11 protein-coding genes and 1 tRNA gene are annotated in these 13394 nt (G+C 51.0%); 2 read left to right on the forward strand and 10 right to left on the reverse strand.

Annotation, left to right across the window (positions count from 1 at the left end; genetic code table 11):
• Nucleotides 1-123: 123 nt before the first annotated feature.
• Nucleotides 124-624 carry a DUF3145 domain-containing protein gene (locus M2118_RS04555; RefSeq protein WP_280794756.1) on the reverse strand — a complete coding sequence of 167 codons (501 nt, stop codon included), beginning with the start codon at nt 622-624 and terminating at the stop codon, nt 124-126.
• 175 nt (nt 625-799) lie between these two features.
• Here M2118_RS04555 and M2118_RS04560 point away from each other — a divergent pair, with 175 nt between their 5' ends.
• The gene (locus M2118_RS04560) at nt 800-1348 is read left to right on the forward strand and encodes a PadR family transcriptional regulator (protein WP_280794757.1); all 549 of its coding nucleotides are present in this window, start codon (nt 800-802) and stop codon (nt 1346-1348) included.
• Here the strand turns inward: M2118_RS04560 and M2118_RS04565 are convergent.
• The 5 genes from M2118_RS04565 to M2118_RS04585 form a co-directional block, all read right to left on the reverse strand.
• Nucleotides 1345-2202, reverse strand: coding sequence for a DUF1684 domain-containing protein (locus tag M2118_RS04565; protein WP_280794758.1), 858 nt, complete (start codon nt 2200-2202; stop codon nt 1345-1347). The two genes, M2118_RS04560 and M2118_RS04565, sit on opposite strands and share 4 nt — an antisense overlap.
• Nucleotides 2203-2268: 66 nt before the next feature.
• Nucleotides 2269-4062 carry a hypothetical protein gene (locus M2118_RS04570; protein WP_280794759.1) on the reverse strand — a complete coding sequence of 598 codons (1794 nt, stop codon included), beginning with the start codon at nt 4060-4062 and terminating at the stop codon, nt 2269-2271.
• 19 nt (nt 4063-4081) lie between these two features.
• Entirely contained in the window at nt 4082-4765 is a 684-nt protein-coding gene (locus M2118_RS04575; RefSeq protein WP_280794760.1) for a response regulator transcription factor, read from the reverse strand.
• A 134-nt stretch (nt 4766-4899) separates the two neighbouring features.
• Nucleotides 4900-5508, reverse strand: coding sequence for a TetR/AcrR family transcriptional regulator (locus M2118_RS04580; RefSeq protein WP_280794761.1), 609 nt, complete (start codon nt 5506-5508; stop codon nt 4900-4902).
• Between the two features lie 19 nt (nt 5509-5527).
• A complete protein-coding gene (locus tag M2118_RS04585) occupies nt 5528-8755 on the reverse strand; it encodes a hypothetical protein (RefSeq protein WP_280794762.1) in 3228 nt (1075 codons plus the stop codon).
• 307 nt (nt 8756-9062) lie between these two features.
• Between M2118_RS04585 and M2118_RS04590 the strand changes: the two genes are divergently transcribed.
• Nucleotides 9063-11156 carry a glycosyl hydrolase family 18 protein gene (locus M2118_RS04590; RefSeq protein WP_280794763.1) on the forward strand — a complete coding sequence of 698 codons (2094 nt, stop codon included), beginning with the start codon at nt 9063-9065 and terminating at the stop codon, nt 11154-11156.
• Between the two features lie 57 nt (nt 11157-11213).
• Here M2118_RS04590 and M2118_RS04595 read toward each other — a convergent pair whose 3' ends face one another.
• From M2118_RS04595 to M2118_RS04610, 4 genes are all read right to left on the reverse strand, one after another.
• Nucleotides 11214-11495: a DUF1778 domain-containing protein gene (locus M2118_RS04595; RefSeq protein ID WP_280794764.1), complete on the reverse strand. Its 282-nt coding sequence runs from the start codon at nt 11493-11495 to the stop codon at nt 11214-11216.
• Between the two features lie 50 nt (nt 11496-11545).
• Nucleotides 11546-11959: a GNAT family N-acetyltransferase gene (locus M2118_RS04600; protein ID WP_280794765.1), complete on the reverse strand. Its 414-nt coding sequence runs from the start codon at nt 11957-11959 to the stop codon at nt 11546-11548.
• 140 nt (nt 11960-12099) lie between these two features.
• A tRNA-Ile gene (locus M2118_RS04605) sits at nt 12100-12173 on the reverse strand.
• Between the two features lie 22 nt (nt 12174-12195).
• A complete protein-coding gene (locus tag M2118_RS04610; protein WP_280794766.1) occupies nt 12196-13389 on the reverse strand; it encodes a glycosyltransferase in 1194 nt (397 codons plus the stop codon).
• Nucleotides 13390-13394 lie beyond the last annotated feature (5 nt).

Consider the following 13394-nt stretch of genomic DNA (forward strand, 5'->3'; position numbering starts at 1 on the left):
TTGAAGGGACTGAGCCCGGTTGACTACCGGACACAGTCCCTTGCAAACTTAGAAACGACTCCCAATTAGAACTCCCACTTAAGGGGTTCAGTTCATCACGCAGGGGCTTTCTTCGTTTAAGTTCTAACCAACTTGGTGCAGCCAGCGGACAGCCGCCATGTCTGAGGCATAACGGAAGACATCAATCTCTGAGTCCCACTCTTCACCTAGAGAGCGCGAGATGCCCGTTCTGAGCAGATCAGCATCATTTCCAGCAAAGTCCAGGACGGCGCGGAGTCTGTTTTCGGTGATAACCATGTTTCCAGCAGCATCCACGGGTGAGTGAAAGAGCCCCAGACTAGGAGTGTGGCACCAACGGCCACCATCTATGCCAGGAGCTGCGTCCTCAGTCACTTCGAAGCGCAACTGCTCCCAGCCCAATAAAGCAGAGGCTATGGCGCTTCCAGAGCCCACTGGGCCCTGCCAGACATACTCGGAGCGCTGTGACCCGATCAGGATGGGCTGTGGGCTCCAGGAGAGTGTGATGCCCTTACCAAGGACACGACTAATAGCCCACTCAACATGTGGGCTTAACGCGCGAGGCGAGGAGTGGATATAAACCACTCCAGTCGACACAGCAGTCATCTCTTCATCCTTTTCTTTGTGGTGCGTCTTCCCCTACGACCACATGGATGCCAGATAACTCTCGAGCGTATTTTGTTGTGGGACTAGTGTGACACAGCCCAGACCCGCATAACAACAAGGGTTTATCCCCTCACAGCGAGTTCTCAGAGTGGACTCTACTCAGTAGAGTGTTTCCATGGCCGTTCGCGAAGCACTCCTGGGGATCTTGACCCTGGGCCCCGCATATGGTCTCCAGCTTCATGCAGAACTGGGCGCTCGTGCTCCGCACCGCGCAAGAACTAACGTAGGCCAGGTCTATGGCACCCTCGATCGCCTCAGCACAGCTGGCCTGGTTGCTCACCAAGGCCTCACGGGCGACGGACTCCCCCTCTATGCCCTGACGGATTCTGGCATCGCAGAAGCTACTTCATGGCTCGACGGTAGCTCGCTCACGGCTCTACCTGAGTGGGTAGATGTGCAGGATGTGGTGCTCATTAGTTCCAGCGTGAGCGGTCTTCATGCTACTTCGTTGTTGAGCAAGCTAGACGTGTTGCTCGAGCAAAATGACATGAGCACTTCACAAACCACGACACAATCTCCTGCCCAGCACTTAAACGAACAAGCTAACCAGCGATACCGCGAAGCGGTGTCGTCTTGGCTAGCTGACGTTCAGGCAGCAGTCATCCAACCACAGCCTGGATATGCGATTGGACGGCCCAAACGTGGCCGTCCCGCCAAGTCTTAGTGAAGTAGTTCGCCTGCCTTGTTGAGAACGTTCTTCTCCCCTGCTTCAACAGCAAAAGGAAAACGGTTCTCAGCCGGAGGCATTGGGCAGTTGAAGTTGTAGCTAAATGCACACGGGGGCAAATAAGCACGGTTGAAGTCCAGCGTGATGGTGCCATCCGGGTTGGGAGCAACCATGAGGAAACGGCCCACGCTATAGCTCACAGGCCCTGAGGTGGCATCCGAAAACACAATCATGAGAGCACGGCCCTCTTTGAACGCAGAAGGTGCGTATTCGACGCCTTCGATGGTGAAACGAATGTCACCAGGAATCACCTTGTCACGGCTAGCTCCCTGATCTTTGAGGTGTGACACCTCAACAGCACGGCCACCGTCAATGGGAGTGAAGGTTCCGGTGACTACCCAGTCAGGGTTGTAGTCAAAGGCATCTATGGAGCCAAAGTTTTGTAGATCATCTGAGTTCGTGTCCCATACGCGAAGTGCATATTTGCCATCTTCACCCTTGATGATGGTTCCTGATTTTGTCTCGTCAAAAATAATCGTGGACGCAATCTCTGCATCTTTGCCCGTGACAACCACGGTTCCGTCAACAAGAGCTCCATCGACAAAGATGTTGTCAGCTGCTACAGCAGTGAGCTGAACACCCTTCTCGCCTTCAGGAAGTGCAGACCAGAGACCGTTGACTCCCCAGACACTCTCAGTTTCCCCGGGAGCGCCATAGAACCATTGTGTGTTGACCAGTGCCAGTGAGCCTTGAGGCAGCAGAGCCATCTCATGACGACGGCTCCGGAAATAGGCATATGCCTCTTCAGGAGTCTGTGGAGCGGGAGTCGTTGAGGATGCTGATTCAGTCACGTATTCAGAGTAGTTTGCTGATCCGGCATTGCCCGGAAACACACCCAGAAAGAATGATGACTGTGGTCACTTCTCCTGAGAAACAGAAGGGGTAGCAGTCAGTGAAATAGGCAACCAAACAGTGAGTTTCACCCCGCGTGTAAAGTTCTCAAGTTTGTAGTCGAGTGCAACGCTCTTGAGGAAAGCTGAGCCCAAACCGTTTTGTGTTTCAGAGGTCAAACGCTCACCGTTGTTGGTCATCGCGACCTGCAAAATTCCCGGCTGTGGAGAAGAGAGGATTGCTGTTGTTTCTGAGGAGCGTCCATGTTTGAGTGAATTATTTTGGAATTCGCTCAATACATCTTCCAGCACGCCCATCGCAACAGAATCGTTTTCAACCTGAGCCGACGTCTCGGCAGAGGCCGTGTATCTCATCGTGATGATTCCGGCCCAATTGTCGTTGATTCTTTGAATGATTGACGCCAAGGTGAAGTCGCGAGTAGCGGTGGAACCAAAATTGATGCTGCGGCTAATCAGATCTTTGACTTCTGGCAGTGCGTCAGTTGCAGAATCAGGGTTCGCATCAATACTCGCTTTGAGTTTGAGAGCTGCCGCAAGCAGGGTTGCCTGAACATCATTGTGCAAGGTCAGGGCAAGACTCTTTTGGTCAAGCCACAGTTCTGATTGGATTCGTGCGTTTTGCCACGCTAATTCATCATTGATTCGGCTGATTTCAACCAGCATTTCTATACGGGCTGTTCTCATACCTGCTGAAGAAGCAATGAGCCAACCCAGCACGAAGCCCAGTAGAGAGCCATACAGGATTGTTTCACTAATAACCGACTCTTGGACTACATCTGAATTGAGCGCAACTTGAACAAAGAAAATTGCAGGAACCGCATACACAATCGAAATCAAGACAACGCGAATGAACAGCGGTATCGATGACAAATGCGGAGCTAAGAATTTTCGAGCCAGTGCATTTGTTGCATAAATAAACACCAAAGCTAAGGTCCACTGCGCGATATACATCAGCCTGAGGTCAAGAAAAACAGATGGTAGAGAAAGCAGGGCTGCCATCACAGTAAGCAAGCCTGGTCGAAATGGTGCAGCAAGTGAACTTTTTCTAATCACGGTTGTAATCGGAACCCGAGGAGATTGAGCTTCTAACTGGTTTGCGCTGAGCATCAAAGGATTTTCAAATAATGAGTGACTGAGCGGGCGAACAACTTCTTCAGCCACTGAAAAGAGATTTTGAATAATCAACGGAAACTGAGGAGTCAGTTTTTCAGTTTCAGAGAGTGTGCTTTTGAGAGCAAGTGAAAGTTGTTCACGAGTAGTTTTGATGAGCTGATCCCGTGCACGAACCAAGTTATCGAGAGATGCTTCGATTACCGATCTCAGTCGAAAACGTTGGATTGCAAGCTCTTTATATGATTCGCGATAGATTGCTGAATCATTAACTACCGTTGAAACGAGTGCAAAAACAATAATTCCGGTGGTGAGCGCTGCAACAATTCGAAATCCCCATTGGGGATTCGTTTCCAGTCCAGACGCCTCAGCAAATACTTGAATCAATACCGCCCTGACAAGCTCAGTCGTGGCATAAAGGATGCCAATGAGCCAGGTACGAAGTTTTCCAAGTTGTCGCACCGAAGCATTGATGATTGCACCGAGAACCGTGAAATAGAGTCCAGCAACAATCAACGCGGCTGCGGAAGACCGCAGCAGAATCAAACGCGCTTCAGGCTCATCTGAAATCCCAGAACTAGAAATGTTCAACGAGAGCAAGAAAAGGATGGGCCACACAATGGTTTGTGAGGTGGCTTTGTATCCACCAAATCTAAAACTTCGACCGCTGAGTTCCGATTCTTGAAACACGCTTTCGGAAATACGAGGGCTAGTCACTAAATGTCCGTGAAAGTGCCGACGGCCTTGTGGTGTCCTGTAAGAACTCCAACACCGCAGCAACACGTGCATTCTTCCCCTCAGGAATGCCCAGCGCGTCATAGATTGCAATGAGGTGGTTTCCCACCGAGTTCACTGCAATTCCTAGGTCATTTGCAATTGTCTGGTTGCTGTCCCCCCGGGCAACCGAACGGATAACTTCAAACTGTCTGTTTGTCAGTGAACCAATACCCGTACCAGGCCGTGCCTGAGAGCGATTAATCAGAGTTGGATCAATAACGGTTTCGCCTCGTGAAGTCGAACGAATTGCAGAAGCAAGCGAATCAATTGACTTCGTTGAACTCTTGGTGAGGTAGCTCCAGCCTGCGCGGACGTCCTGCGGCAGACCGAGAATAAGTTCAAGCATGTCTCTGTCTGAAAGCAACACAATTCCCAAGTTGGGATTGCGCCTGCGCATGGTGATTCCCAAACCAACACCATTGCCGTCCGGGAGCTCAATGTCCAAAATCACGACGTCAAGGTTCTCGGGTTCAAACCACTTCTTTGCCTCAGTTACGTTGTCAGCGGTTGCAATGACATCAAAGTCTGCAACTTGTTCCAGGGCAGAGCTCATCAACTGCAGGAAGAGACTGTGGTCTTCTACAATTCCAATACGTAATGGCTTTACTGAGTTCACGCTCTAAGTATCCGTCAGGCTCTAAGGGGTTTTTCCCTTGTTTTGGGTGACATCGCAAAAATAGTTTTGGGGAAATATTCGCTCGACCCTAACAATGTTAGCCTTGAAATTATGCGGAATTATGGACTTTTTTTTTATTTCTGAGGTCCGCACAGGGTCGACACCGTCACATCAACTGCAATCTTGTCCCAGGCAGCTGCGGAGCACTGAGTTGGATCAATTTCGTAGACCAAACGACCGTTAACCATCCCGGTGTACCACACTGAAAACGCCATCGTGTCGAGCTCAGGAAGAACCCAGCCTTGGGCCTGTGCATAGGTCAACGTGGAATCCAAGAGTAGGTGTGATTCACGCTGAGCTTGTGCCACAGCCTCTTTGAGTTCCGGACGAGACATTGCACTTCCCAGAACATCAGCTCTGACGGCTCGCACCGACTGGCGATCATCCGCAAAAACTGCTGTCGTCACCGTTCTAATTGTTTCGATGAAAGCATCACGCGATACACATTGGTGGACGAGGCGGTCAAATACTTCAGTTAATTCAAGAAGGCCACGGATGTAACGCTTCGCCTGCGCGGCTTCAACAAGACCATCTCTGTTACCAAAATAGTGATACACAGAGGGTTCTTTCACCCCAGCACGAGCTGAAACGTCACGCACCTTGAGAGCTTTGACTCCACCTTGATCAATCACGAAAACAGCAGCATCAAGAAGACGAGCTCGAGTGTTTGCAGCTTCAGGCATCTGCCCAGCTTAGAGTTGCCTAGGCAATTCCCATTAATCGCAAAGCGACAATCAGAATCAGTACGCCGCCAAATCGGAAAATCAATGGATTCTTCTGGGAGAAACGAACTTCATCTGGCGTGGCACCATGTCGACCGAGAAGTCCCAAGAGTGCGATTACCAAAATGGGCAATGGCAAGAGAACCATGTTCCAGGCTGCGAAAGCCGGGTTGGCGCCAATGAATGCCATCACAATCATTGCAGAAGCAGCTGAAACAAACAGGGTGAACACCAGGCCCGGCATTCCCTGTGGCATCACTCGCCACAACACAACACTGTTGGGGAATGAATCACTAAATTTCGCCAAAATCGTGGGTAACAAGAAGAAGAATGATCCAACATAAACTTGCCAGACTTCACCCGACAAAGCTCCTGTGAGGAAAACCCACATTCCGTAGGACATGACCAAGGACGCCCACTGTTGAATAGCGGGTGGATCTGGCAGCAAAGACGGGTTGATCGAGTTCAATCGTGCGGGGAAAGCTTTGGTAGCAAATTCCTCGAAAATCACGCGAACTATCGCAGCTGCCGCAACATAAATTCCAAATGCTGCAACGTGGTTTGCAACTGGAAGAGTCAACCCTGCCAGTGCGGGGAGGACTGTCACCGCGGTAGTAACTGAAACCCCAGCCATCACCGGAGCAATGACGAAGTCGGTTGCCCTGTCCCACACTCCAACAAAACCTGGAACAGTGTCCTTGCGCAAAGCCCTGAACGCAGTCATGAGCAGAGCAGGACCCATCGAGATGAAGAGCACACCGAAATACATTCTGAGATCAGAAGCCTGTATGTGTTCCTGCGCAGTTAGAAGAGAGATAGCAATGAATACTGCTGCTCCCATAAATCCAGCAAAGGCGTCAAACACGCCGATCAGGGCAATTGCGAGGAACATGCCCCATTGAGGAGGGAGAAGTTGGCCGTGATTCGACACTGCCGACATAACTGCCACAGCACTGGATGCCACCGGCAACAGAAGTGACATTGATCCGGTCATGGCGCGCAAATATGCACCATCAATGATTAATTTCGCAAACATTGGGCTGAATCTCGCAGCCTTGACTGCACTGTCATGGCTAAATCGATCCAAGAATACGAACAAAGCACTTCCGAATATCGGGAGTTTGTCTCCCCACGCAGAGCGACTAATTGTAATCACATCTTCAGAAGCTTCGAGCCCTTCTAGCTCTGCTCCCCCGTCGGAGGAACCTGACTCTCCACCTGTGGGAGCTTCTCCTGCCGAGCCGGCAGAACCACCAGCAGTCGCAGCAGCAACACCGCCAGCTAATGAGACGGCCATAACTAGAGCACCGCTAAGTGCCGCGACACTCTCCGGGCTACCCAGAGGATCAAAAGCTTCTACTGGGGCAGAATCGTCACCGCTTGCCCCAATTGCCGGATTGGCTACAGCAGCAGAGGGGTCGGTGATGATGCTTGGTGGAGCAAAGGCAGCATTCAATAACGCAGCAACAGCCGCAGCAGGATCGCTGAGTGCGTTGAGAAGAGTGTCAGATAGAGAAGGTGGAGATTTTGGCGTCTTGTCACTCTTTGCTGCAGCGGCAGCAGGTGCTGCAGCAGGCACAACTGGAGGAACGATTGCAGGTGGTTCCTCCACTACTGGTGGAGGTGAAACAACTTCGCCTGTGGAAGTCTCAACCGTGATTGAAGGAGGCGGAGCTGCAACCATCCTGGTTGCGATTGTGAAATTAAACGGAACGCCATTTAGTTCCAAAGGAACAACAGTATTTGAAGCAACGTTCTGCGAATTGATCACACTTGCATTTGGCACTAACGTCCACTGGCCTGTTGTTGACTTGAAATACAGAGTGCCGAGGGAAGCAATAACTTTGCGGTCATAGGTAATTCCGGAGAACGTAGAGGAAACCGTAGTTGCGTTTTGAGCGGAATACAGAAGTGCAGAATCACCATCTGTTCCACCAAAATTGCCAGCTACATTCGCGAAGGTGTCTTGGACCCCTTCGGTATTGTCCAGTTGCATAGAGCTATCGACCGGAACTGCAGGATCGTCGTTGAGAGTGAAGTTCACTGTCTGAGTTGCAGTCGCGGAGGGTGTGCTCCCGGTACCGATTTGATAGCGAATTGTTTTTGAGGAAGAAGGGTTGACTGCCGAACTTTGGTACTTCACTGCTTTGAACAAATTGGCAACCCAAGTTGACGAAAGAGGCGGTGAAAGTTCAAACATGTCGAGTTTTACATCTGTTTGCAGTCGAGAAACGGTGGCACTTGGCCACAACGCACCCGCAGTAATTGCAAGCTTGAATCGCCCGGTAGTAGGAACAGAGATGCTGTAGTTGTCAGCCCAGTTCTCACCTTGATCCATAACAGCATGCCCAACAGAAACAAATTTCTGTGTTGAAACATCGACTAGGCCCACCCACATAGCAACATCTGCAGTAGACGAACAAGAAGTACATAAGTTTCGGTGAGTAAACGAAACCCTATCGCCAGCTGTGGCATTAAATTCAGGGCTTGTAACACCTGCACCACGAATAGATCCTCCGCCACTGGGAAGACCAGTTGCAGACATATCAAGATATATCGCAAGTGAATTGTTAAAACGACCAGGGCTCGTTCGGATGACAGAGCTATTGGTCAGTGAGGTGAACGTCGAGTTGGTGAATAGGGACGATGGTCCACCACCGATGCCAGACCATCTACCCAATAGTTCAAAAGTGATCCCACCGGAGGGAATATAAGTTTCTCCGAACGTAGAGGCAGAGGTTGAGTTGACCGGGTTGGAATTTGTCCAACCTGCCCAAGCAGATGAGTAATTCGCAGAAGGAATGGTGTCAAAGGTGTCAAGGTTGATTTTCAAAGCGGTAGCCTGACCACCTGCAAGCGTTGAATCTATCTGACCGATTCGTCGAGCGAACAGTCCGTCGCCCACATAGACCAATGAGCCAACGACGCTCACAGCTCCTGATGTAATTACTGGAGTTGAAACAGTTGCGATGGTGAGTGAATCAGTCGCATCTGCACTATCGACAGATACCTGAACATACTTTCCGAAATATTCGGTTGTAGTAGTGGGAGTTATGCCAGTCAACAATGAGGAAGCAGAGGCACCTTCGTTGATACTGATCGTACCTGGAGTGACAGAAAGACCATCGGCAGCAAATGCAGGACCAACTTGAAGTGCTAAAAACAACATCGACAGAATCACTGCAGGGATTACCCTCAGTTTTCTCATCGAAGCCACCTCTAAAAATAGGAAAGTGCTAAACACTTTCACTAGAAATGCTCTCAGAAATAGGCTTTGAACTGGTATTTCAGAAAAGGTAAAAATCCCTTTACTTATAGGGATTAACACCCCATCAAACACAATTGCGTCAAATATATGTGCATAAAGTTTTCCACAGATTTAAACAAAGAGTCTAAAAATCCAGCCCTCTCCCAGAAAACCTGCGTTGTCTGAGATGTAAGAACCGGTCACCTCAGAGCCACAAGCCCTGTCTGAACCGGAAATTCAGAACACTCAAATGAGGAGAGATACTCACGTGAAAACAACACGAGCGACAACCGCGGCGATTGCCACCTTGGCAACCGCTGCCGCATCACTAATCGCCTTTGCCACCCCGGCACAAGCAGTAACTTCTGACGTCAATGTTGACTGGAAGATCACCCAGGACTGGGGCTCCGGATACCAAGGCACAGTGACAGTCAAGAACACCACGGCCAAGAGCATCAACCCCTGGTCGGTCACCATCCCCTATGCAAACTCCATCAACTCCACCTGGGACGCCACTGCGACTAGCACCGCAGGTGGGTACCGCTTCTCCGGTCCCAGCTGGAACATGTCTCTCGCACCCGGTGCTTCTGTCACATTCGGATTCATCGGAGCCGCCAAGGGCGGCGCATTGACTCCCACCACATGTGTGGTCTCCGGCGTAACATGTTCCGTGAACTCTGGTTCTTCCAGTGTGACTCCTGACCCCACCCCCACTTCTCCTGCGCCGGTTCCTACCGTGGACCCCACAGTGACACCTACTCCAACACCCACCACTCCCGCCACTTCGGCTAGCGCACTGAAGGTTGCACTCAAGGTAACCAGCGACTGGGGAACTGGTCGCAACGTGGACATGGTCGTGACCAACACAGGAACCACCACGCTCAACAAATGGTCAGTGTCTGTCCCATGGAAGGGCTCTAGTGTCTCAATGTGGAACGCAAGTTCTTTCCTAGCAGGTGGCGTTCTCACCGCAACCAACCTGTCTTGGAATGGCACGATTGCACCTGGCGCATCAGTCTCTCTCGGCTTTACCGATAACGGCAGCTTTGTGCTCCCGACAACATGTGCAACTGCTGTGGGAACCTGCGAAGTTGCCGGATCAGGAGTGGCGCCACAACCCACACCGTCGGAGACAACCACACCAGACCCCAGTCCCACTGTTGACCCCACTACTCCCCCTGTGGAACCTGTCGACCCTCCAGTTGTTGATCCGATTGAACCTTATGTTCCCAGCGACGATGCCTACACCGGTGATAAGAAAATTGTGGCCTACTACCCCTCCTGGGCAACCTATGCGCGCAACTACCAAGTCTCAGACATTCCAGGCCAGAAAATCACACACATAAACTTTGCTTTCGCCAACATTGCTGATGGCAAATGCGTAGTGGGTGATTCCTATGCCGATACCGACAAAGCCTTTGCCGGAGACAGCTGGGACACTGGTGCCAAGCGCGGAAACTTCAACCAGCTGACTAAACTCAAAGCCGCCAATCCCAATCTAGAGACCATGATCTCTATCGGCGGTTGGACCTGGAGCAAGAACTTCTCAGCAGCTGCTGCAACGGATGCATCGCGTAAAGCGTTTGTCTCGTCCTGTGTGAACTTCATGAAGACATACAATTTCGATGGCATTGACATTGACTGGGAATACCCCGTCTCTGGCGGTCTCTATGCAGGGACTGCAGCAGATAAGGCAAACTACACAGCACTTCTGTCAGAGTTCAAGACCGAACTAGCCGCGCAGACTGCAGTTGATGGAGAACACCACCCGCTCACTATTGCAGCTCCAGCCGGCCCCACGACGATTCCAAACCTAGAAGCAAAGAACATCGGTGGAATCGTTGACTGGATGAACTTGATGTCCTACGACTATCACGGTGGCTGGGATCCCATTACGGGACACAACGCACCCTTGAACGTGGGAACAAAGGACACTGCCACAGGTTTCAGTGTCTCTGATTCTGTTGACGCGTACCTGGGCGCTGGATTCCCCGCGCAGAAACTTGTCTTGGGACTTCCCCTCTATGGTCGCGGCTGGGAGAACGTGAACACCACTGCACACGGTCTCTACCAAACAGGTGTGAACGCAACTGTGGGGACGTGGGAAAAGGGTGTTTTTGATTACACAGACATCAAGAACAACTACCTGCCCACGATGACCCGCTACTGGGACTCCGAAGCACAGGTTCCCTACCTCTATGACCCCGCACGCAAGCTCTGGATCAGCTATGACGACCCCCAGTCGATCAAGATCAAAGTCGACTACATCAAGGCCAAGGGTCTGGGAGGAGCCATGGTGTGGGAACTCAGCGGTGACCGAGATGAAGAACTCATTGATGTCATCGGGGCGAACCTGAACTAAACAGAACACACAACTGTGGGAGAAGCTCAAGAGCTTCTCCCACAGTTTGTATAACTCCTAGGCCGGTAGTGATTCTGAGAATTTTGCGAAGAGTGAAGAAAGTGCCGGGATGGGTCTTGCCTCTGAAGAAAGTGCCTTTTCTAACTGAACAATCTCATGAGGAGAAAGCTTGATCACTCTCTCTTGAATCAAAATGTCTCTGGCCTGATTCAACGCAGCACTCAAAACAAAAGAAGAAACATCCTGATTATTGACCGCAGCTGCTACTTTAAGGTCCTCGAGGGCTTCAGGAGTGATGCGCATATTCAGTCGGGCTGTGCGGAGGTTAAGTTCAGTCATGGTTTTCCCTTCACATTCAATGTACTACCAATGTATGTACAAAACAATTTTCACAGTGATGCAGTTATCTGCTTCAACGTGACAAAGAGTCGAAGTGGATCATCTGCAAACGAAGCAAAACCGTATCGACGATAGAAGGCCATCGCATCCGTATTCAATGCATCAACGATGACTACTTCCAAACCCGCATGTTCTGAAATCGCAACTGCTCCCCTCAGAGCATGAACCAACAGACGTGAACCTAATCCGTTCCCTTGCTGCTTTGTATCGACTGCGAGTCGAGCTATCAGCACTGCAGAAACTGGATATCTCCCTGTGCCCACACCAAGGAGTTGAGCTGAGTCGCTGGCCTCTACTTGAGCAATAACTGAGCTGTAATATCCAACAACGTTGTTCTCAGTGTCCCTGCGCGCCAGGAAAGTTTTGGTTTTCCCGCGCTTCTCTTGTTGGCCAGATTGAGACATCAACCAAAAATTGAGGCTGTCTTCGCCACAATCAAATCTTTCTCGATTGAGCTTCCGAGAAAAAGGTTCAATCAGGTAATCCATGGTGCTCCATATCGTGATGATCATCACGATATGGAAAGCCACTGACAATGTGAGAGTAGGGCGGACGGGACTTGAACCCGTGACCGACGGATTATGAGTCCGCTGCTCTAACCAGCTGAGCTACCGCCCCTAGTGGTGTTACGAGTAAAAGTTTAGTCGTCTGTGAGCTCGGGGTCAGGGTCAACAACCTCTTGGCCTCGATATAGAGCTTCGAATGTGTCGAGTGTGCGGGTGATGTCGTGCCCACGAATGAACTTCAATGAGTTGTTCTTCAGGCGAAGAAGTTCGTCCTTATCCGCAGTGAGAACCTTGACCAACTTGTCGCGAAGATCATCCACATCATTGGGCTCAAAGAGATAGCCGTTCTCACCATCGTGGATGAGGTGTGGCAGGGCCATCGCGTTTGCTCCCACGATAGGAAGGGCTGTGGCCATGGCCTCCATGGTCGCAATGGACTGGAGCTCGGCAATAGATGGCATGGCGAAGACCTTGGCTCGCGTAAGCGAAGCCTTCAGCTCGTCATCTGAGACATAGCCAGTAAAAGTGACCTTGTCATTGAGTCCTAGGTGAGCAACCAATTGCTTCATGGGCTGAAGCTGGTCTCCCCCGCCCACAAATTCCAGAGATGCGTTGAGCTCAGGTGGAAGTTTGCGGAATGCCTTGAGGAGAACATCGAGCTTCTTCTCACCTGTGATCCGTCCAACAAAAACGATCCGGTTTTCACCGTCAGTGTCAAAGTTCGGGGTGTAGTGATGTGCATTGATACCGCATGAAATCGCGTGAACATCGGTGAGGTGGGTGTATTCCTCAAGGAAGTTTGCAGCGCGTCGCGTGGGGGTGGTGACGGCCTCTGCGCGACCGAAGGTGCGCGCTGCTGCCTTCCACACCAAGCGGATGACTCCACGCTGAGTTGGACCAGGGAGAAGCGTGAACTGCATCATGTTTTCTGGCATGAAGTGGTTGGTACCAATGATGCGGATACCGCGAAGTTCTGCTTCTTTCGTCAAACCGCCACCCACGATGAGGTGAGACTGGAAATGAACAACGTCAGGCTTAAAGCTGTCGAGAACACGTGCACTGTTGTGACGAACGCGCCAGGGAATCATGTAGCGAAGCCAGTCGTGGGGGTACCAGCGCCAGCTCTTGATGCGATACATCGTCATGGGCTGACCTTCGTGGGTTTCTACCCAGGTTCCCGATTTACGGCCAGCAGCTGGAGCCATGACACGAACATCGTGTCCACGCTCAACAAGGCCAGCAGCTAAACGTTCTGCGAACTTGGCCGCTCCGTTAACGTTTGGACCGAAGGTGTCACACCCAATCAGGATGCGTAAAGGTTTCGGCATAGTGG

The sequence above is a fragment of the Aurantimicrobium minutum genome (genome assembly GCF_029892845.1).
In the GTDB taxonomy this organism is placed as follows: domain Bacteria; phylum Actinomycetota; class Actinomycetes; order Actinomycetales; family Microbacteriaceae; genus Aurantimicrobium; species Aurantimicrobium minutum_B.

Coding starts and splice junctions, on each gene's coding strand:
- M2118_RS04585 (WP_280794762.1), bottom strand. CDS start 8,755: ATGAGAAAACTGAGGGTAATCCCTGCAGTGATTCTGTCGATGTTGTTT.
- M2118_RS04555 (WP_280794756.1), bottom strand. CDS start 624: ATGACTGCTGTGTCGACTGGAGTGGTTTATATCCACTCCTCGCCTCGC.
- M2118_RS04580 (WP_280794761.1), bottom strand. CDS start 5,508: ATGCCTGAAGCTGCAAACACTCGAGCTCGTCTTCTTGATGCTGCTGTT.
- M2118_RS04600 (WP_280794765.1), bottom strand. CDS start 11,959: ATGTCTCAATCTGGCCAACAAGAGAAGCGCGGGAAAACCAAAACTTTC.
- M2118_RS04560 (WP_280794757.1), top strand. CDS start 800: ATGGCCGTTCGCGAAGCACTCCTGGGGATCTTGACCCTGGGCCCCGCA.
- M2118_RS04610 (WP_280794766.1), bottom strand. CDS start 13,389: ATGCCGAAACCTTTACGCATCCTGATTGGGTGTGACACCTTCGGTCCA.
- M2118_RS04595 (WP_280794764.1), bottom strand. CDS start 11,495: ATGACTGAACTTAACCTCCGCACAGCCCGACTGAATATGCGCATCACT.